This window comes from Marivita hallyeonensis (assembly GCF_900129875.1).
Taxonomy (GTDB): Bacteria; Pseudomonadota; Alphaproteobacteria; order Rhodobacterales; family Rhodobacteraceae; genus Marivita; species Marivita hallyeonensis.
On record NZ_FQXC01000007.1, the window covers coordinates 46,796 to 65,220 of the forward strand.

Genomic DNA, 18,425 nt, shown 5'->3' on the forward strand with positions numbered 1-18,425 from the left:
CTCCCGATGACAAAATCCATGCCCGGCGCAGCCGGTGACCTTGCAGAGCAGCACCCCGAAATCTGGAGCGCTTATTCCAGCCTCGGCGCAGCCTGCGCCGGTGCGGGTCCGTTGACGGATCGCGAAAAACGGTTGGTGAAACTGGCGCTTGCGATCGGGGCGGGCTCCGAAGGGGCTGTCCACTCGCACAGCCGCCGCGCGAAGACCGAGGGCGTCGAGAATGCAGCGCTCACGCAGGTGGCGCTACTGGCGATCGGCACGCTGGGCCTGCCGCGGGCCGTGGCGGCCAAAACCTGGATCGAGGACGTTCTCGGCGCGTAAAGTGACTTAGCGCGGTCTCAGCCCGTCAAACAGCTGTGCGTTCGGACAGAAGGACGGTGGCGGAGCACCGTGCTCGGCCTTTGCCAACCAAGCCTTGCAGGCCTCGTCATTCCGACAGTTCAGACATCTGATGACGGCTGACTGAAGCTCCGAGTCCCCACACAGCCCGCGTTCAAGGGCCGTCATCGCGCCGGTGATATCAAGCATATCTCCCATCTGGCCCAACCGCGCCTCGCGGACCGCGTAAAAGCTGCCAAGTGCCTCGCGAATGGTCATGCGCCCGGTTCCTGTGTGTAGCCGTCTGCCTTCAAACGCAGGATCGTGTCCCGGTTCGGACAGAACGCGGGCGGCGGCACGCCATCCTCCGCTGTCGCAAGCCAGCTTGCGCAGGTTTCGCCGCTCTTGCATTCGTAGCAGTTGATAATGGTGTCGCGAATTTTGTCTTCCACGTCCTTCGGGATACGCCGTTTCGGGAGCGTGACACCCGTGACGTTGAGCATTTTCCGCCTGAGCGCCATGCGTTCTTCGAAGGCACCAATCGTTGTCTCGAACAAGCTTGTTGTCATGGCAGACACACCTCCCCTGTGTTGCACATGCTCACCTTACGCGTAGAATCACTGAATACCTTGATCTGGCGCAATTCGGCTCAAAATGAGACGCGCGGCGTCACCGGTTATCCGGGCACCACAAAAGCGCTCGCTACCCGGATATGTATCGCTCCAGTTGGTCGATCACGAAGCGCTGGTCGCTGATCTTGCTTTTTACCAGATCGCCGATCGAGACAATGCCAATGACCCGGTTCTCATTGATGACCGGCAAATGACGTATCTTCTTTTCCGTCATCAAAGCCAGGCCCTGATCGGTTGACTGGCCGGGGTCGGCGCAGACAACCGGGGTTGTCATGATGTCCCTGACTTTGGTTTTTGGAGAAGATTTGCCTTTCAGAAAGACCCTTCGTGCGTAATGCCGCTCGGTGATAATCCCGACCAGCATCTCACCATCCAGAACAACAAGCGCCCCGATGTCATGATCGGCCATCGCCTGGATGGCATCAAGAACGGTGGCATCAGGCGTCACACTGAAGACCTCCGTGCCCTTCTCGTCCAGGATTTGCCGAAGCGTTTTCATCGGAAGCGGTTCCATGCATCAACTGCTGCAAGATACTGTAGCCGATCCCGGTGCGCGCGCCTTGATCGGAATCAATCATGGGTTTTCTCAGCCCAGCGGGCTGACACCGAACAACCATGGATGCACCCAGATCAAGCCGACATAAAACGCGACGCCAGCGATCCCGCGGGCGATCGCCCCGCCCCAGGACGTCGGTCTGGCAGTCCCAAGGCTGGAGGTCACCTCGGCATGGAGACGGTGCCACGCCACCCCCATGTCACGCTGCCGCCGCCGGTCGACAAGACGCACGCCGATCGCGGCGAAGATCGCGAAAAACCCGAACAAGAGCACATGCGCCAGATCGCCGTTGGGCACGACATGCGCCAACGCCCAAAGCGACAATGCCAGAAGTATCGGGTGCCGCGTCATCCGAACTATTCCAGCGTGCGTCGGATCAAAGCGGTCGTTGTGCGCGCCGCCGAAGGAAAACGGGTTCGGCCGCCCGATGGCAAGCGCCAGGACCACGCAGACGGGCAGCATCACAGCAAGTGGCACATGCCCCTGCCACGGCGTCCAGTTCCACAGCAGCACGACAGGCGCGCGCCCGGCGGCGCCAATCAGCCAGACCAGTGCGGCCAGCGACAAAGCAGAATAGGCAATGGTGAACCCGCGTTGGCCCAACCGGGCCTGCAACCACGGCCGTATGGGAGGGCGCAAGGGGAGCGAATGTGTGACAAGAAAACCGACCCAGGCCAAGGTGAATTCCAGCCAGCCCACATCCTTACCCTCTGCGCTGCTTGTCTGGAGGCAATCGCAGCAGGAGTGGTCCATAGATCATGACGAACGCGCCGAAGCCCGTGATCCAGCCAAGGCCCGCGAGCAGGTGCAGCCTGTCCGCCTCGGACGGCCAGACCCCTGCACTCACCCGGGCCAGAACCGCCACGATCACAGCGACATAGATACCAATCGTTCCGATCCCGGCCGTCAGCGGCTGGCCCGTATGCCCCAGCGTGGCACGGGTCATCACGGCCAGCGTCATCAGCCCGATCGCCCCGGCCATCCAAATATGCTGTGCCGCTGCCGCCCCGAAGAGGTCCGGCCGGAGAGTTTCCGCGGCGATGGCGAGTGCCCCCAGCGGCACAAAGGCATAGGCGACGTGCAGAACGGCAACCAGCGGCTCGGGTCCCGTGCGATACCCGGCCCACCGCGCCTGACGGAGGGCATGTGCAATCCCCGCCAGAAGAAGCGCGAGGCCCGCGACCCAGTGGTCCGGCAAGACGACCCAGATCAGAAGCGCCGCCAGAAGCAGCAGCAGGGCGCCCTTGTCGAGTTTCTGCATCGGCGGTGTCGGCAATTGTCCGTCACCACGTTTGACGAGCCAGTTGCGCGTGAAAGACGGCACAATCCGCCCGCCAATCACGGCGATCATCATCACGCCAGCGACAAGCCCCAGGCGCAGGCCATAGCCTTGCGCGGCATAGGAGCCAGTCGCGGCCTCCCAATGAAACAGCGCATTGGCAAGCGTGAACGCGGCCAGCATGCCGAGAACGATAAGGTTCTTCCAATTCTTGCCCGCGACAATCTCGCGCGCGATCACAAACCCAAGGGCGACCGGCATCGCGAGGTCGACGACGGCGACCACGAGAGGCGGCAGCAGCAGCGACAGCCCTACGGCAACGCGCCCTGCCACCCAAAGCGCAGCCAGCCCGCCCAACGACCAGCCGACAATCGGCAGACGACCGGTCCAGTTCGGCACAGCCGTCAGCAGAAACCCCGCAACGACGGCCGAGAGATAGCCGAACAGGAATTCATGCGCATGCCATGACACCGGATCGAAGGCCGTCGGCACTGTCAGAGCACCAGACAGCATTGGCACCCAGAGCGCCATGATCAGCACGGCCCAGACCCCAGCCCCGAGGAAAAAGGGGCGAAAGCCGAATGTGAGCAGTGCCGGGCCGCGCCAAGCGCGCATTCGCTCAGCCGTGGAGCTCATGGTGTTTGCCTGGAAACTTGCACGCCCTCTTGGGTCAGGATGACGTCCAAGGGAATATCGTGAGGCTGTGGGAAAATCGTTGTCAGGTAGGCGGAGTGAAACCCTATTCCGATGGTAAACGGCCGTGGCGTCAATGCGGCCAGCGTTCTGTCGAAATAGCCACCCCCATAGCCAAGTCTGCAGCCCTGGCTATCCCAGCCCACCAATGGCGCAAGCGTTATGTCGGGCGTCAGCGCATCTGCCTCGGGCGGCGGGACGGGAATGTTCCAACTCCCCAGCACCATGATTGTGTCGGGGGTCCAGCGCCGAAAAACAAGCGGCGCGGCCTCCTGATCGACCACTGGCAAAGCAAGTGTGACACCTGCCGCGTGCAGATCGGCCATCAGCGGTCGCAGATCGGGCTCTCCCTTGATTGGCCAATACGCCGAGATCACCCTGCCCTGCGCGCCGTCAAAGCGCGTGACCAGCAGCTCTCGCAGATGCCTGGCGACCGCCGCTCCCACGGCTGCACGGTCGCTGACGCTGAGCGCTTGGCGTTCGGCGCGCAGTCGCGTACGTTCCGACGTTCGCCATCGCGCCACGTCCCGCGCCTGTTCGGGATCCACCGCCATCGGATCAAAATAGTCTGGCGCGATCTCGCCCGCGAGGCACGGCGGCGAGGCGAAACGGCTTCCAGTGTCTGTGATCCCCATTTCGCGAGCGCCCTCAAGCCGGCTCGAACTGTGGGAACAAGACATCGTTTTCCAGGCGCATATGCTCCTCCAGGTCGCCGAGGAACTCTGCCAGTCCGGTGTAAAGCGCAGTCCAGGTGCCGCAGGCCCCCGCCGGCAAGGTCAAATTGCAGGTCAGACGGCGGATATCGGCAATTTCGGTGGCGTGATTGTCGTGATCAGCACGCATGACCGCAATCGGGTTTTCGATGCCGGGCATCCCCCCCTTGCGGATGGCGGGGAAGAGGATCAGTTCCTCTTTTTTCATATGCACTTCCATATCGCCGGTCATCCGCTCTAACAGGTTGGACAAACCCTCCGGCACATCATCATCACCGAAATGCACCGTTTCAACCCGTTCGGCCATCTGTGCAAGCAGGGGCAGCTGTTCACGGTGCCGCTCATGATAACGCGTTTCGATGTACCGGGTCAGCTCAGCAGGATCTTGTGGCGGGCTTGTATCAGGCATTGCAGCATCCTTTCTTCAGCGTAAGTTAGGAACGGTTTTTGAGTTGGCGCGAGCCGTGTCCTCCACGGCCATATGCAAAGAGTGTGCAATCCGCTCGGCGCGGATCATCACATGCGCGGCACCGGCAGGTGGGCAGGTCTCATAGGCGGTCTCGCGAAACAGGCTCAGCCAACGGTCGAAATGCGACCGTGATACCGGCAGATGCGCATGCGCTGGCACTGGTGCACCGTGATACTGCCCTGTCATCAAAGCGACGGACGACCAAAAGGCTATCATCCGCGCAAGATGTGGCTCCCAGTCGGTGATGCGGCTTGCGAAGATCGGTCCGAGAACACTGTCTGCGCGAACCTTACCGTAAAATCGATGTACCAAATCCGTCAGCATCCCTTGATCAAGGCCGGTCTTGTCCATGATCGCGCGGGTCATCTCGGGTCGTGCTGATGAAAAGCGCGGTTGTTCTGATTGCATGCCGGCCATTCTGCCGTCCTGAGGGTTTTTCCGTTGCTTCAAGGCGTAGACCTGTTAATAGGTATTGTAAATACCTATTCATGCAGCGGAGAGCCCTTTGCGTCTCACATCTTTTACCGATTACGGCCTTCGCATGCTGATGCGCATGGCTGGTGCGCCGGACCGCGCCCACTCCACGGCCGAGATGGCAGATGAGTTCGGTCTGTCTCGCAATCATCTGAGCAAGATCATGCAACGTTTGTCATCAGCCGGTATCGTCGAAACGCGGCGCGGGGGAGGCGGCGGTGCACGGCTTGCCAAACCGGCGAGTGATATCCCGCTCGGGGCGTTGATCAAGCTGCTGGAGGAAGATCAGCCCTTGGTCGAATGCTTCTCGACCGGAAATGCCTGCACGCTCGATGGCTCCTGCGGTCTCAAGGTCCGCCTGCGTGTGGCCGAGACCGCTTTTCTGGAATCGCTCGATCGCAGCACGCTCGCCGACATCGCACTGCGCCAATCGCAGAGCATGTGAGACAGGATAATGACGACATCACGTTGCAGGCCGACCACAACACCGGGCACGATTTCCTTTGACGGTGACCGCTTTCTGGTCCCGGCCGAACTGATCGCCACGGCGTTTGATCTGGCACCCGCCGACGTCCCCGACCTGATGCGGCACGGATCGATTACGAGCCGCAGTGAGACCGGGGTGGAGGAGGATGCAGGTCGTTGGCGTATCACGTTCTTCTACAATAGACGGGCGTTGCGTCTCACCATCGACTCTCAGGGGGAGGTCCTGAAAGGTGCGCTGTTCGACACGCCCGGACGTACCGGCTAAGCGACGGCGGGGCCGAACGCGGCGTTTTCGGAATCACGAGCACGGCCAAGGCAAATCGGTCGCCCTCGCGTCGGGCGTCTCTCGATCCCGGCTGCCTGAGCTGTAGCCATCAGGATACCGGTATCGCAGGAGGGGGAGGTTTGGCCTTGCGCCCCGGCGCCCAGAGGGCGCCGATCCGGCTCTAGGCGCCTGCCCCGGAGCCATCCCTGTCTCCGCCCTTCGGGTCACGATCCGTGGCGCGGAGGTCGAAGGCGTGCCCGGCGATGCCGGGCACATCGTTAATTGAGATCCGCCTAACATCCGGACGACGGCGCGAACAGGGGCTCGGGTGCCGCTGGCGCGTCAGCCTGCGCCGGAGAAATCCGGTGCCTCCCGTCGGCTGATGCCGCCGGGTCCCTCCCGATTTCACCGCTCCGGCCCCCTGTGTCCCGCCGCCGCCCGGCCGCAGGTCGGGCTGTGCCCTTCCCTGCTCTGCCCTTCGGAAGACGCGGGGGTCTTCCGAACGTCAGAGACCGGGATGGCCCGCGCCCAAGGCGGACAATGGGCCACTGCACAAAAGACCCATGCCGTGCCAACCACGAAGGAAAGGAGCGAGACCATGGGCCTCGACCAATATGCCTATCTCAAGACACCCGAAAGCGGAGACGAAGGGGAAGTACCCGCCTTTGTCTGGCGCAAGCATTCCAGACTGCAGACATTCATGGAATCCCTCTATGTCGCCCGCACCGGCCTCTCGGCCAGCGACCTCAATTGCGGCGAGTTGATCCTCGCGCCGGAGGACATCGATCGTCTGGAACAGGCCGTCACCGACGGCACCCTGCCCCGGTGCGAGGGCGGCTTTTTCTACGGGCACCAGTTTCAGGACGAACAGGCTGCCGACTGCCGCACCTACGACCTGGACTTCTGCGCATGGGCACGGGCCGAGATGCAGGCCGGATCGACCGTGGTCTATTCCTGCTGGTGGTAGGTCGCCCGACAGCGCCCCGGAGACGCCCTGAGCGTCTTTTGGGGCTTGTCCCCTGCCCCCTTACCCCTCCATCGTCCTCCCGCGCCGTTCTCAGGGCGCAGGGGGGCTCTGACCATCCAAACCGAAAGGAGACCCTCCCCATGACCAAGCAACACCCCATCCCCACCGACACAGGCAGCATCGAACTGGTGCCGCTGGACGCCCTCACGCTCTCGGACCTCAATCCGCGCAAGAGCGTCTCGGAGGCGCATATCGACACGCTGGCAGCCAGTATCGCCCGTTTCGGTCTGATCCAGAACCTTGCGGGCCTGCGCACAAAGAAAGGCCGCGTCGAGATCGTCGCGGGCGGATGCCGCCTGCGGGCATTGCAGAAGATCGCCGCCAAGGCCGAGACCCCTGCCCCGGTCACCGTCCCGGTGCGCATCACCGAAGATGCCGAGGAAGCCGCCATCTGGGCCAATGCCGAGAATGCCGCGCGTGAAGCCCTGACCCCGGCGGATGAAATCCGCGCCTTTGGGGCAATGACGGCCAAGGGCGCGACGGTGCCCGATATTGCGCTGGCCTTCGCCACCAGCGAGGCCCGCGTCTATCAGCGGCTGGCGCTGGCCGCCCTGCCCGCTCCGGTCATTGACGCGCTTGCCGCAGGCGAGATCACCCTCGGCGCGGCCAAGGCCTTCACCCTGTCGGAGGATGCGGCGCTGACGCTCACGCTTCTCGAGCAGATCAAGGGGCAGCCGATCTCCGAGGCGCAGCTGAAATCCGCGCTTACCCCCGAAGCGGTGACCGGCAGTGACCGCCGCGCGCTCTTTGTCGGCCAAGAGGCCTATGAGGCCGCAGGCGGCGCGGTCACGCGAGACCTGTTTTCGCAGGCGGTCTATTTCACCGATCCGGCTCTGCTGGATGATCTCTTTGACGAACGGCTCGAGGCGGCGCGTGCCGCGTTGGTGGCGGATACGGGCTGGCTCTGGGCCGAGGCCAAACGCGAGCCATGGCTCAACTACTATGAAATCGACCAAGCCAAGCTGACACGGCTCTACCCGGTCGAGGGCGATCTGAGCGACGCGGAGGCCGAGGATTACGACCGGCTGGCCGAGATGTGCGAGGCGGGTGTGCTCGACGCGGACGGCGAGGCGCGGCTGGCCGATCTGCAGGCCACTCTCGACGGCTCATACACCAACGACCAGAAGCGCGTCTCGGGCTGCTTTGTGCTGGTAAATCAATCTGGTAAGGTGGAGATCACCGCCGGTCTGGTGCGCTCCGAAGACAAGGACGCGGCGCTTGCGGCGGGCGTTCTCACCGCCCCCGACCGCCCTGCCCCCGCGCCGAAATCCCCCTACTCCCAGAAGCTGAGGGCCGACATGCAGGCGATCCGGCTGGCGGCGGTGCAATCGGCCCTTCTCGCCAAGCCGGACCTTGTGCTTGATCTTCTGGCCTTCGGCCTGTCGGAAGCCTCCGGGTCGTTCGAAAGCCTCTTTGATTTGCGCCTCGGACGTCCCAACAACGTCCCGAGCATCGAGGATGGGTTTGACCGCGAGCCGCGGCTTGATCACGGTCTCGACCCGACCGCCGCGTGGCCGACCGGTACCCGCGTCGATGATCTGGAGGAGGCCTTCGCCGCCTTTCGGGCCAGCGGCAAGAAGGCCCGCAACGCGGTCCTCACCGAGGCCTTCGCGCGTGCCCTGCCTGATCAGGCCGGGGACGAAGGTTTCTTTGCAGCCATTGCCGCCGAGGCCAAGGCCGATATTCGAGCCCACTGGACGCCCACAGCGGAGAATTTCTTTTCGCGCGTCTCCGCCGGGGTGCTGACCGACCTGCTCTGCACCTTTCTCGACTGCGATACCCGCGACGCGCGCGTGGTGGCCTTCGGCAAACTCAAGAAGGCGGAGAAGGCCGAGAAGCTGGAAAAGCTGATCGGCGATGCGACCACGCAGAAACTCATGGGGCTGACCTCCGAGCAGAAAGACAAGCTGGCGATCTGGGTCCCGGATTGTGTCTGAGCCTTCCTTCGTGGGAAGACCACCTGGCCCCGCTCCGGCGGGGACTTTTTTTTGTGCTCCGGCAAGCACGGGAACGAGATGGCCCAAAATTGTCCGGCGGCGGGGCAGAGGAATGCCCCCTGCCCCGCCGCCGGACCGGCGCTGCCCGCGCGGGGGTCGCTGCGCGACGGGAGGTGCCGGGAAGGCACTCAGTGGGGGACGTCACGTCTGTGGGGCGTGGAGCGGCCACTGGTGGCAGCTCCGGGGCGTGCCGTTGCGGCCAGTGGATCGCCCCGGTGGCCCATGAGGCGGGGCGGGCGCGTGACACCCGGCGCGCCGGGCATGGCGCTGAGACAGGTGGCCTGCCCGCTGCGACCCGTGCCGAAACCCTGATTGGTATCTCACGAGATCGTCTTGGGGCGACGACCGGTTGACGCCGCCTCGCAGGTTTGCGGCATGGAACTCATGGCGGTGACTGGTGCCGCAGGTTGGGCGGCCGGTTCCTGGGCGAGACGCGGGATGGCGTGCCGCTTTGGGTGCCCGGCGACATGCATCACCGAGGCGCAGATCCTGTCCGAGCCATTGGCGCTCATCGTGGCGGTCACCTGTTGTTGTCCGGGGGTCCGGCCCGTCTCCGATTGGTGTTGCTGAGCGTCGCCGGTGGCAGGGCGCTCCGGGAGCCGCAAAGGTTGGAGGCCGTCTTTTTCCCCTGCCCGTGCCGGGCATTCCGCGCGGATCAAAAAGCGCGGCCCCCTGCCCTTCTGCGCTGCGCTGCGCCTGCGGTGCTGTCCCTCGGACGCCCTGCTCTGGTCACCGGCATTGCAACACCAGACAAGGAGACACGCAATGACCCCGAACTGCATCAAATTCGACGCCGCCGAGATCGGCACCGCCAAGGGCACCGGGTCGATCTCGACCCTGACCTTCGATCTCGACATCTCCGTGGAACCCGTGACCAGCGACAATCCGATGGCACCCACCCACCGGGTGCTCGGCCGCTCGCCCCGCGGCCGTCTCGTCGAATGCGGCGGCATCTGGCGCAAACAGAACCGGGAGACTGGCGCGGACTATTTCACGCTGACGATCCGGGACTACGGGTTCAATGCCAATCTCGGTCAGGCGGCGCATCAGGACGACCCGACCCTGCAGGCGGTGATCCCCTGGGGCCCGAAAGAGGCCGCGTGAACTCACGGTTGGCCGGGACACCCGGCCAACCCACCCGGGCTTGGACCTGAGAATCGGGCACCGATTCTCCCGAATGGGTGTGCTGGGGGTGTTTCTTGCCGGAATCCTCCGAGCGTGACCCCAGTGCGCGCCGCGCGGAAGACCGTGATTGTGGCGCAAGCCTGCACGGGTGGTCGCAGGCAACGGCAATCTGGCTCCACGGCCCATGTGCGCAGATCGTGGTTTGTCTTTCTTGACAGCCGTGCAAATCGGGAAACATTATTAAAAACAACAATCTATAGTAATTCTGCCGCCGTCTGCGCAAAGACGCAAGGACTGGATCGGTATTGCACCCTACCAGATATTGCGGTCCTTCTTGCCCTATCTGCGGGGTCTTGTGGTCGCACCGATCTCTGCCATGATCCGGCAGCGCTTTGCCGCCCGCTGAAAAAATCGTTGTGGATAACCCACTTCCGCTGTAGTCACAGTTTAACGAAAGAAATCGCGATAAAAGCGATATTAGGCGAGGCGGCAGGATGGCGACAGCACCATTCCGGCAAGATACAGGCGAGTTGGCCTTCGATGAAATCATCCTCCAGCAAGGAGAACTGATTTCCGATCGACTCAATATCTTGCGTCAGGAACAATACCCCCCCGATGCCCAGAAGGGTCTGCGGCAGTTTTCTCTCGCCGAAGTAGCCTATTTTCTCGGCGTCACGCAGTCGACGATCAAGAAGCTGCATCTGGAGGGCAAGGGACCGGAGCCACAAACCTCGGCCTCTGGGCGGCGATCCTATTCCGCAGCACAGATGCTCGAGCTGCGCGCCTATCTCGATGCCCATGGCCGTCCGGGCAAGCGGCGTTACCTGCCCCATCGCACCGAAGGCGAAGAGCTGCATGTCATCTCCGTCGTCAACTTCAAGGGCGGCAGCGGCAAGACAACGACCGCCGCCCATCTGGCCCAACACCTGGCGCTCAAGGGCCATCGGGTGCTGGCGGTCGATCTCGATCCGCAGGCCTCGCTCACCGCGCTGCATGGAATTCAGCCTGAATTAGACTCTGTTTCCTCGCTCTACGAGACCCTGCGCTATGACGCGGAGCGCCAGCCGATCAGCGCAGTCATTCGCTCCACGAACTTCCCGAACCTCGATATCGTTCCGGCCAGCCTCGATTTGCAGGAATACGAATACGACACGCCGGTGGCCCTCACGAGCCGCGATCCCTCCGAAGGCCGCGCCTTCTTCACCCGCATCTCAAAAGCGCTGGAAGAGGTCGAAGACCGCTACGACGTGGTGGTGATCGATTGCCCGCCCCAGCTTGGATATCTGACTCTAACGGCACTGACAGCGTCGAGTTCGGTGCTGATCACCGTGCATCCCCAGATGCTCGACGTGATGTCGATGAGCCAGTTCCTCCTGATGCTGGGCGGTATCCTGCGCACCATCCGCGAAGCCGGAGCCGAGATGCGGCTCAAATGGTTCCGCTATCTGGTGACACGGTTCGAACCCACCGATGGGCCGCAAAAGCAGATGGTCGGCTTCCTGCAGGCGATGTTCCCCAACCAGATGCTCGAAGCGCAGATGGTGAAATCGACGGCGATCTCGGATGCCGGGATCACCAAGCAGACGCTTTACGAGGTCGAGCGGGCGCAGTTCGTGCGGTCGACCTATGACCGCGCGATCACCTCTCTGAATGCCGTCAACGATGAAATCGCCGGTCTCGTGCATCAGGCCTGGGGGCGCGAAAGCCCATGAGTTTGACAGCCGTGCAGATGCGTTTTGACAGCCGTGCAGACCAGGGGTCTCGTGGCCCGAAAAGGAGGGCATCATGGCCAGAAAAGACCTGTTGAAATCCGTGATCGGACAGCCGACCGACCCGCCGGTCGATGGGGGCCGCTCGAGCTACGCGATGCGCGGTGCTTCGAAATCCATGAAGGTTTCGATCGACAGTCTCGCCGAAAACTCCAAACGCCTTCTCGAAGGCGAAACCATCGTCGAGATCGATCCCGCCCTGATCGATGCCTCCTTCGTCAATGACCGGCTCAGCGGCGATGACGAGGCCTTCGAGGAGTTGAAGGCGTCAATCGCATCAAGCGGACAGGACACGCCGGTCCTGCTTAGGCCGCATCCGGAGGCCGCCAATCGCTACATGGTCGTCTTCGGGCATCGCCGGGTGCGTGTCGCGCGCGCGCTCGGACGTCCGGTCCGCGCCGTGGTCAAGGAGATGGACGATGTCGCCCATGTGCTGGCGCAGGGCCAGGAGAACACCGCCCGGGCCGACCTCTCCTTCATCGAGAAGGCGCTTTTTGCCAGGAACCTGCATGATCTCGGCCAGGCCAAGGAGGTGATCCAGCAGGCGCTGACCATCGACGGCACGCTCCTGTCGCGCATGCTGTCGGTGGCGGGGACGGTGCCCGGCCATGTCATCGCCGCGATCGGACCCGCCAAGCAGATCGGGCGCGACCGTTGGGAAGATTTCAAGAAGCTGATGGCAGTCAAAAGCAATGTCACAGTGGCCGACCGTATCCTGGCCACGGAGGGGTTTGACCAGCTCGACAGCGACACAAAGTTCGAAATTCTGCACAGCAAGGTGACCGAGGCGGGCAGGGCACCCCGGCGCCGGGCGGCGAAAGCCACCCCGGCCAAGCGCACCTGGACCGCCGGAGAGGGCCGGATCAAGGGCGTCATCGGACGCGCGGGCCGCGCCTATACCATCTCGCTGACATCCAAGGATTCCGCAGGCTTTGGAGCGTTTCTCTCGGAGAACCTCGACCAGCTCTATGCGGAGTATCTGTCTCAATCGGAGGAGACATCGACATCATGACCTGAGGCAAAAGAAAAGCCCCCAAGCCGATCCGGCCCGAGAGCTTATCCAAATAGATTAGACACCTTCTGGATACCGCTCCCGCGAATCACTGTCAACGAAAGAACGTCGTTTTGGCGCACGGGAATCTTTTTGCCTCCACAAAACCGGAGGTGAGATACAGGCATGACACAGAGCGGTTGGCGCAAGCCGACGCCGGCTCTCGGGACCGCGGATCAGCTGGCCCGAGACGGCGAACAGATTTTCATTGCCAAGACACGCAGTGTTGTCGCGGCGAAACGTGTGGGGGCCCATATCGGGCTGAAAGCGGCGGATCTTCTGCTGCTCGATACGCTTGCGGCCTTCACCCAGCCCCAGGACTGGGAGGAGGGGCGGCGTCCGATCGTCTGGGCGTCGAACGCCTATCTGATCGAGCGGACCGGGTTTTCCCTGTCGACGCTCAAACGCCACGCCCGGCGTCTGGCAGAGGTCGGCGTGATCACTTTCCGGGACAGCCCGAATGGCAAACGCTGGGGCCGCCGCGATGCCGATGGCGTGATTGTCGAGGCCTACGGGTTCGATCTCGCCCCCTTGAGCGCCCGGGCCGCGGAGTTCGAGGCACTGGCGGCTGATCTGGCAGCGGAGCGGGCGCTCTGTCAGCGTCTTCGGCGTCAGATCACAATAGCCCGGCGCAGTATCCGGGCGCGTCTCGAGGCGGTGCTGGAGCGCCCGGAACACATGCCGGGGCTCCGGAGCCTGCAACAGGCCTTCGAGGCGCTTCTGGCGTGTCTGCCAGGCCCGCGTGCGGGGGCCGACATGCTTCAGCGACTGGCAAATCGCTTCGCTGACCTGCTGTCGCGGGTCGAGAAGGTATTTCTGCGGGAGGCAAAACCTGTGGATCAAAGCACAGAGATGACCGAGGAAATGGAAAATATGGACCCCAGGGAGGTCAGTTCCGGACCTCACATACCAATTACAAAACAGCTTCATCATGTAATTCGTAATTCCTCAGAAAATGAGGAAGCGGCGGGCGAACCGCCCGGACCGGCACAGCCAGTGCCTGTGGCACGGACAGCGTCGGACAGTGGGGCAGGGGAGGCAAACAAGCCGCAGGTCGGGATCGAGTTGGGAACGATATTGCAAGCCTGCCCGGAATTCACTTCCTGGGGGCGCAATCTGGGCGGCTACATCCGCGATTGGCGCGATTTCGTGCGGGTCGCCGGTGAATTGCGGCCGATGATCGGGATCTCGGAACACGCCTGGATCGCCGCACAAGAGCAGATGGGCAAACCCGCCGCTGCGGCTGCATTTGCCTTGGTCTTCGAGAAGGTCCATTCAGGCGAGGTCAACTCGCCGGGCGGATACTTGCGGGGCATGGTCGAAAAGGCCGGGGCAGGGGAGCTGCATCTCGAGCGCAGTTTCTTCGGTCGGCTGAGCGAGATGGCGGCGTGAGACCGGGCTTTGCTTTTCGAAAACCTTGCAAATCTTCCACGAGATAGAATAAATGCAAGGTATGATCGTGCGCAATCACCTCAAACGGGTCGAAGACGCCCTCGATGTCCAGGCGGGGGTCGTCCTTCTCGGGCCGCGTCAGGTCGGCAAGACCACGCTGGCCCAGGATATCGCAGAAACCCGCGAGGCGATCTATCTCGACATGGAGCGGATCGCGGACAGGCAGATCCTCGAGGAGCCCGATCTCTATCTCGACGCGCAGATGGGCAAGCTGGTGGTCATCGACGAGGTGCAGCTGATGCCGGGGCTGTTCGGTGCCCTTCGGGGGCAGATCGACCGGCGACGGCGGGCCGGGCACCGCACCGGGCAATTCCTGCTCCTGGGGTCGGCCTCCAATACGCTGCTACAGCAAAGCGCGGAATCGCTGGCAGGCCGGGTCAGTTATCACGAACTGACGCCGTTCACGCTGGATGAAGTGAGACAGGAGGCCTTGCAGAGGCTCTGGCTACGCGGCGGCTTTCCCGACAGCTTTCTCGCCCAATCGGACCGGGCCAGCCTGAATTGGCGCGAGGATTTCATTCGCACCTATCTCGAACGCGACATCCCGAGCTTCGGCCTGCGCATCCCGGCCGAAACCCTGCGGCGGTTCTGGACCATGCTGGCCCATGAGCAGGGCGGGCTCTTGAATGCGGCGAAGCTGGCGGCGGGCCTCGGCGTCTCTGGCCAAAGCATTGCGCGCTATCTCGATCTGCTGGTGGACCTGATGCTGGTGCGACGGCTCCCGCCCTGGCACGCGAATACCGGCAAGCGGCTGGTGAAATCGCCCAAGGTCTACATCCGCGATGCGGGTCTAACCCACGCGCTCTTGGGGATTGAGACGTCCGAGGCGCTGCTCGGTCATCCGGTGGTCGGCGGCTCTTGGGAAGGCTTCTGCATCGAAAACCTGATCGCGGCGGCCCCGCGGGGCACCGAAGCCAGTTTCTACCGCTCCTCTGCCGGGGCCGAGATCGACCTGATCCTGAAATTGCCCGGCGGGGCGCTTTGGGCCATTGAGATCAAACGCACGACCAGTCCCAAGGTCACCCGCGGGTTCCATATCGCCGCCGACGATCTCGACGTGGCGGAGCGGCTTCTGGTCTATGCCGAGACCCGCGAAGTGCCGGGGCAAGGCGGGCTCCGTGCCGCGCCGCTCTCGGCCGCAATCGACTGGCTGAGCGCGCTCTAGGAGCGCGTCTCCGCCTGGGTTCCCGGCCAATCCGCGGCCCAAGCCCTGATGACACGGGGCTGATCAATCCTCGACCCGCCTGCCAGTTGCGCCTCCCGTCAGGTCCCCCGTGCGAGCAGGGGAGCGCGGGCGTGACAGACGCCGCCGCCAGCGCAATGGCCTGCCCGCGCCGGTCGCGGACGCTCCCCCGTGTTGACCATGCGCCGTCGGCTCACAGCGTCCGTCCTGCCTTTCCGCGTCCCGCACGAGGGACCTGCCGAAAGGAGGACATCATGGCAAAACGGCCCGACATCTACACCCGCGTCACGGCGAAGATCATCGCCGATCTCGAAGCCGGGACCCAACCCTGGCACAAGCCTTGGAGCACTGAGCATCTTGCGGGGCGGGTTTCCCGACCCTTGCGGCACAACGGGGTCGCCTATCGCGGTCTCAACATCGTCCTGCTCTGGATCGCCTCGGTCGCCAAAGGCTTCGCCGCGCCGACCTGGATGACCTATCGTCAAGCGTCAGAACTCGGCGGCCAGGTGCGCAAGGGCGCGAAGGGCGAGTTGGTCGTCTATGCAGACACCTTTCGCAAGACCGAAACCGACGCCGCCGGTCAAGACCGTGAAGTCGTGATCCCCTTCATGAAAGGCTACACGGTTTTCAACGTCGACCAGATCGAGGGCCTTCCCGCGGCGTTCTACGCCGTCCCGGAGCCGATGCTCGACACAGTCGCACGCGATGCAGCTGCAGACTCCTTCTTTGGAGCCACGGGGGCCGACATTCGTCACGGGGGAACCCAGGCCTACTACGCCGTTGAGCCGGATTACGTGCAGATGCCGCCCTTCGAAACGTTCGAAGACCCAGAGAGCTACTACGCCACACTCGGTCACGAGATCACCCACTGGACCCGCCATCCCGATCGCCTGGACCGGAGTTTCGGTCGAAAACGCTGGGGCGATGAAGGCTATGCGCAAGAGGAGCTTGTCGCGGAACTGGGCGCTGCGTTTCTGGCCGCCGATCTGGGATTGTCGCCGGATCCGCGCCCGGAGCATGCCGCCTATATCGATTATTGGCTTCGCGGTCTTCGGAGCGACACGCGATATATCTTCCAGGCCGCGGCCCATGCGCAGCGTGCAGTCGATTTTCTGCATGATCTGCAACCGTATCGGGACGAGGCCGTCGCTTAGGCGGTCTCAAAACAGACCTGCCTAAGGGTTCGCAGGTGACGTTTCCGGACCTTCATCGCGCCAATAATCGGTGGCGGCAACACGGACAAACCCGGCCTTGGATTTTTGGTCTTCGCTGACGCAGCATTTCTTTGCACGCGGGGCAGAGCATATCAGGAGGCGAGGCAAGATCCACCGAACCGGTCATTCGGGGAGATCACAATAGCTTAGTTACTAACTGCATTCTCGCCACGGAGGGCATCGAGAAAGCTTTCGATACGAAGCGCAATGTCGGGAGCCATTATGCATCAGCTGCCACAGGCATGAACAAGAAAGTCTATTCGCGCGTAAATGAAACTTGGCCGGAGACTTCTTGCACCTAAAGGTCGAAGCTCAATGATTGTTAAGGCCCGTCGGACGTTTCTTGAGCAGACGCCGCGGAAACTACCCGCGGCAAGGGCGACAATGGATACAGGGATGCAGACGTCGAGATACTGAAACTATTTGCATACTTGCCAGCCGAACATGCACCGTAGCGCATCTGCCGCTAACCCGTCATTTCTTTCCCGAATAGTGTGCGTGCCACGACCATGCGTTGGATCTCGTTGGTTCCCTCATAGATTTCCGCGATCTTGGCATCTCGGTAGTGGGTCTCAACCGGATTGTGATGATCGTCATGGCTGAGTGACCGCATGAAGCCATAGCCACCCATCGCCTGAATCCCATCGCGCGCCATGTCCACGGCCAACTCCGTGGCATAGAACTTGGCCATCGCCGCTTCGGGTTCGGGAAAGGCCACGCCGCTGTCCATACGCAACGCAGCTTTAAGGTAGAGGCTGCGCGCGTTCTCCAGGTGACAGGCGCGTTCCGCCATCTTGAACTGCCAATACTGGTTGGCACCGATGGGTTTGCCAAAGGCGTGTCGAGTCTTGAGATGTGCCATCGTCTCGTCAAAGCAGGCCTGCGCCATGCCGACCCCGGTTGCGGCGATGCCAACGCGGCCATAGGTCAGGGTTTGCAGCGCGATGCGCAACCCTTCTCCGGGCGTACCGATGCGGCGGCTTTCGGGTACTTCGACGTCTTTAAGGTAAATATCGCCGGTCAGTTGCCCCCGATTGCCGAGCTTCTGGTCGGGTTTGCCGACGGTGACACCCTTGGCGTGAAGGTCAATCGTCAACTCTACGAGGCCATCCTTGGAGGTGCAAAGCATTGTCACAAAGTCCGCCACAGGTGCGTTGGTGATCCAGCGTTTGTGGCCGTTGACGGTATAGATGCCGTTTTTCAGCGTGGCGCGTGTCTTTAGCGCTTTGGGCGAAAGATCGGTGCTTGCTTCAGGTTCGGTGGTGGCAAATGCGCCAATCTTTTCCCCTCGAATGAGCGGGTGCAGGCACTCTTCGCGCACCTCCTCGGAAGCCCGCTCAAGCGTACGCCCGGCAAGGATGCAGTTCACGTCATAAACCGCCGCGACAGAGTTTGAGAAATAGGCCAACTCTTCAATCGTGGTTGCGGTGGCGGCGACGCGGTGGGCCAATCCGCGGCCCTTGTTTTCAGTGCCGAAGGGGATCGCGAACAGCCCCTCATCGCCCATGCGGCGGTAGAGGTCGAAGGCGAATCCTTCCACGCTTTCATCCGCCTCGCCGATCTTACGGGCGCGCGGGGCAACATGGGTTTCGGCAAAGCGCCGTACCTCGGCGCGGATGTTCTGCGTTTCCTCGGGCGACAGCATGTCATGGTAGATTTCGTCGGACATGCGGGCTTTGAAATTATGGTCTTTGGCTATCGTATTCATCTCTGCCTCACTAG

At 62.7% G+C, this 18,425-nt stretch carries 21 protein-coding genes; 11 read left to right on the forward strand and 10 right to left on the reverse strand.

Annotated elements, in window-relative coordinates:
- The first annotated feature begins 6 nt into the window (after positions 1–6).
- Positions 7–321 (forward strand): carboxymuconolactone decarboxylase family protein, encoded by a 315-nt coding sequence (locus BUA42_RS18730; protein WP_072779873.1) that lies wholly within the window; start codon positions 7–9, stop codon positions 319–321.
- A gap of 6 nt (positions 322–327) precedes the next feature.
- Here the strand turns inward: BUA42_RS18730 and BUA42_RS18735 are convergent, their stop codons facing one another.
- The 8 genes from BUA42_RS18735 to BUA42_RS18770 form a co-directional block, all read right to left on the reverse strand.
- Positions 328–597 carry a DUF6455 family protein gene (locus BUA42_RS18735; protein WP_211096246.1) on the reverse strand — a complete coding sequence of 90 codons (270 nt, stop codon included), beginning with the start codon at positions 595–597 and terminating at the stop codon, positions 328–330.
- The gene (locus BUA42_RS18740) at positions 594–887 is read right to left on the reverse strand and encodes a DUF6455 family protein (RefSeq protein WP_072779874.1); all 294 of its coding nucleotides are present in this window, start codon (positions 885–887) and stop codon (positions 594–596) included. Before BUA42_RS18740 ends, BUA42_RS18735 begins: the two co-directional genes overlap by 4 nt.
- A 133-nt stretch (positions 888–1,020) precedes the next feature.
- Entirely contained in the window at positions 1,021–1,464 is a 444-nt protein-coding gene (locus BUA42_RS18745) for a CBS domain-containing protein (protein WP_218588648.1), read from the reverse strand.
- A gap of 72 nt (positions 1,465–1,536) precedes the next feature.
- Complete coding sequence (locus BUA42_RS18750) at positions 1,537–2,205, reverse strand: NnrU family protein (RefSeq protein WP_245819069.1); 669 nt, start codon at positions 2,203–2,205, stop codon at positions 1,537–1,539.
- A 4-nt stretch (positions 2,206–2,209) separates the two neighbouring features.
- On the reverse strand, positions 2,210–3,421 hold the full coding sequence (locus BUA42_RS18755; protein WP_072779876.1) for an NnrS family protein: 1,212 nt from the start codon (positions 3,419–3,421) through the stop codon (positions 2,210–2,212).
- On the reverse strand, positions 3,418–4,113 hold the full coding sequence (locus BUA42_RS18760) for a 5-formyltetrahydrofolate cyclo-ligase (protein ID WP_072779877.1): 696 nt from the start codon (positions 4,111–4,113) through the stop codon (positions 3,418–3,420). The genes BUA42_RS18755 and BUA42_RS18760 overlap by 4 nt, the downstream gene beginning before the upstream one ends.
- Positions 4,114–4,126: 13 nt before the next feature.
- Positions 4,127–4,600, reverse strand: a complete 474-nt coding sequence (locus BUA42_RS18765; protein ID WP_072779878.1) for a hemerythrin domain-containing protein — start codon at positions 4,598–4,600, stop codon at positions 4,127–4,129.
- A 15-nt stretch (positions 4,601–4,615) separates the two neighbouring features.
- Entirely contained in the window at positions 4,616–5,026 is a 411-nt protein-coding gene (locus tag BUA42_RS18770) for a group III truncated hemoglobin (protein ID WP_143152753.1), read from the reverse strand.
- 139 nt (positions 5,027–5,165) lie between these two features.
- Here BUA42_RS18770 and BUA42_RS18775 point away from each other — a divergent pair, with 139 nt between their 5' ends.
- The 4 genes from BUA42_RS18775 (at position 5,166) to BUA42_RS18790 (ending at position 8,849) form a co-directional block, all read left to right on the forward strand.
- Positions 5,166–5,579 (forward strand): RrF2 family transcriptional regulator, encoded by a 414-nt coding sequence (locus BUA42_RS18775; protein WP_072779879.1) that lies wholly within the window; start codon positions 5,166–5,168, stop codon positions 5,577–5,579.
- Between the two features lie 9 nt (positions 5,580–5,588).
- Positions 5,589–5,885, forward strand: coding sequence for a DUF6522 family protein (locus BUA42_RS18780; RefSeq protein WP_245819070.1), 297 nt, complete (start codon positions 5,589–5,591; stop codon positions 5,883–5,885).
- A 598-nt stretch (positions 5,886–6,483) separates the two neighbouring features.
- Positions 6,484–6,852 (forward strand): phosphoglycerate kinase, encoded by a 369-nt coding sequence (locus tag BUA42_RS21265; protein ID WP_178346934.1) that lies wholly within the window; start codon positions 6,484–6,486, stop codon positions 6,850–6,852.
- Positions 6,853–6,992: 140 nt separating this feature from the next.
- Positions 6,993–8,849, forward strand: coding sequence for a ParB/RepB/Spo0J family partition protein (locus tag BUA42_RS18790; RefSeq protein WP_072779880.1), 1,857 nt, complete (start codon positions 6,993–6,995; stop codon positions 8,847–8,849).
- 380 nt (positions 8,850–9,229) lie between these two features.
- Here BUA42_RS18790 and BUA42_RS20995 read toward each other — a convergent pair whose 3' ends face one another.
- A complete protein-coding gene (locus tag BUA42_RS20995; protein WP_143152750.1) occupies positions 9,230–9,433 on the reverse strand; it encodes a hypothetical protein in 204 nt (67 codons plus the stop codon).
- A gap of 241 nt (positions 9,434–9,674) precedes the next feature.
- Here BUA42_RS20995 and BUA42_RS18800 point away from each other — a divergent pair, with 241 nt between their 5' ends.
- The 6 genes from BUA42_RS18800 to BUA42_RS18825 all read left to right on the forward strand — a co-directional run bounded on the left by BUA42_RS18800 (position 9,675) and on the right by BUA42_RS18825 (position 16,643).
- Positions 9,675–10,013, forward strand: a complete 339-nt coding sequence (locus tag BUA42_RS18800) for a DUF736 domain-containing protein (RefSeq protein ID WP_013959932.1) — start codon at positions 9,675–9,677, stop codon at positions 10,011–10,013.
- 515 nt (positions 10,014–10,528) lie between these two features.
- On the forward strand, positions 10,529–11,746 hold the full coding sequence (gene repA / locus BUA42_RS18805; protein WP_072779882.1) for a plasmid partitioning protein RepA: 1,218 nt from the start codon (positions 10,529–10,531) through the stop codon (positions 11,744–11,746).
- Between the two features lie 73 nt (positions 11,747–11,819).
- A complete protein-coding gene (gene repB, locus BUA42_RS18810) occupies positions 11,820–12,815 on the forward strand; it encodes a plasmid partitioning protein RepB (RefSeq protein WP_072779883.1) in 996 nt (331 codons plus the stop codon).
- 165 nt (positions 12,816–12,980) lie between these two features.
- A complete protein-coding gene (gene repC / locus BUA42_RS18815) occupies positions 12,981–14,246 on the forward strand; it encodes a plasmid replication protein RepC (protein ID WP_072779884.1) in 1,266 nt (421 codons plus the stop codon).
- A 52-nt stretch (positions 14,247–14,298) separates the two neighbouring features.
- Positions 14,299–15,471, forward strand: a complete 1,173-nt coding sequence (locus BUA42_RS18820) for an ATP-binding protein (RefSeq protein WP_178346935.1) — start codon at positions 14,299–14,301, stop codon at positions 15,469–15,471.
- A 272-nt stretch (positions 15,472–15,743) separates the two neighbouring features.
- Positions 15,744–16,643: an ArdC family protein gene (locus tag BUA42_RS18825; protein WP_072779885.1), complete on the forward strand. Its 900-nt coding sequence runs from the start codon at positions 15,744–15,746 to the stop codon at positions 16,641–16,643.
- 526 nt (positions 16,644–17,169) lie between these two features.
- Here BUA42_RS18825 and BUA42_RS18830 read toward each other — a convergent pair.
- On the reverse strand, positions 17,170–18,411 hold the full coding sequence (locus tag BUA42_RS18830) for an acyl-CoA dehydrogenase family protein (protein ID WP_072779886.1): 1,242 nt from the start codon (positions 18,409–18,411) through the stop codon (positions 17,170–17,172).
- Between the last annotated feature and the right edge of the window lie 14 nt (positions 18,412–18,425).

Bases quoted from the DNA above. Each gene is read 5' to 3' on its own strand.
- BUA42_RS18830 (WP_072779886.1), bottom strand. From the start codon at position 18,411: ATGAATACGATAGCCAAAGACCATAATTTCAAAGCCCGCATGTCCGAC.
- BUA42_RS18780 (WP_245819070.1), top strand. From the start codon at position 5,589: ATGACGACATCACGTTGCAGGCCGACCACAACACCGGGCACGATTTCC.
- BUA42_RS18825 (WP_072779885.1), top strand. From the start codon at position 15,744: ATGGCAAAACGGCCCGACATCTACACCCGCGTCACGGCGAAGATCATC.
- BUA42_RS18765 (WP_072779878.1), bottom strand. From the start codon at position 4,600: ATGCCTGATACAAGCCCGCCACAAGATCCTGCTGAGCTGACCCGGTAC.
- BUA42_RS18730 (WP_072779873.1), top strand. From the start codon at position 7: ATGACAAAATCCATGCCCGGCGCAGCCGGTGACCTTGCAGAGCAGCAC.
- repB (WP_072779883.1), top strand. From the start codon at position 11,820: ATGGCCAGAAAAGACCTGTTGAAATCCGTGATCGGACAGCCGACCGAC.
- BUA42_RS18760 (WP_072779877.1), bottom strand. From the start codon at position 4,113: ATGGGGATCACAGACACTGGAAGCCGTTTCGCCTCGCCGCCGTGCCTC.
- BUA42_RS21265 (WP_178346934.1), top strand. From the start codon at position 6,484: ATGGGCCTCGACCAATATGCCTATCTCAAGACACCCGAAAGCGGAGAC.
- BUA42_RS18820 (WP_178346935.1), top strand. From the start codon at position 14,299: ATGCAAGGTATGATCGTGCGCAATCACCTCAAACGGGTCGAAGACGCC.
- BUA42_RS18735 (WP_211096246.1), bottom strand. From the start codon at position 597: ATGACCATTCGCGAGGCACTTGGCAGCTTTTACGCGGTCCGCGAGGCG.
- repA (WP_072779882.1), top strand. From the start codon at position 10,529: ATGGCGACAGCACCATTCCGGCAAGATACAGGCGAGTTGGCCTTCGAT.
- repC (WP_072779884.1), top strand. From the start codon at position 12,981: ATGACACAGAGCGGTTGGCGCAAGCCGACGCCGGCTCTCGGGACCGCG.
- BUA42_RS18790 (WP_072779880.1), top strand. From the start codon at position 6,993: ATGACCAAGCAACACCCCATCCCCACCGACACAGGCAGCATCGAACTG.
- BUA42_RS18770 (WP_143152753.1), bottom strand. From the start codon at position 5,026: ATGACCCGCGCGATCATGGACAAGACCGGCCTTGATCAAGGGATGCTG.
- BUA42_RS18755 (WP_072779876.1), bottom strand. From the start codon at position 3,421: ATGAGCTCCACGGCTGAGCGAATGCGCGCTTGGCGCGGCCCGGCACTG.
- BUA42_RS18745 (WP_218588648.1), bottom strand. From the start codon at position 1,464: ATGGAACCGCTTCCGATGAAAACGCTTCGGCAAATCCTGGACGAGAAG.
- BUA42_RS18740 (WP_072779874.1), bottom strand. From the start codon at position 887: ATGACAACAAGCTTGTTCGAGACAACGATTGGTGCCTTCGAAGAACGC.
- BUA42_RS18800 (WP_013959932.1), top strand. From the start codon at position 9,675: ATGACCCCGAACTGCATCAAATTCGACGCCGCCGAGATCGGCACCGCC.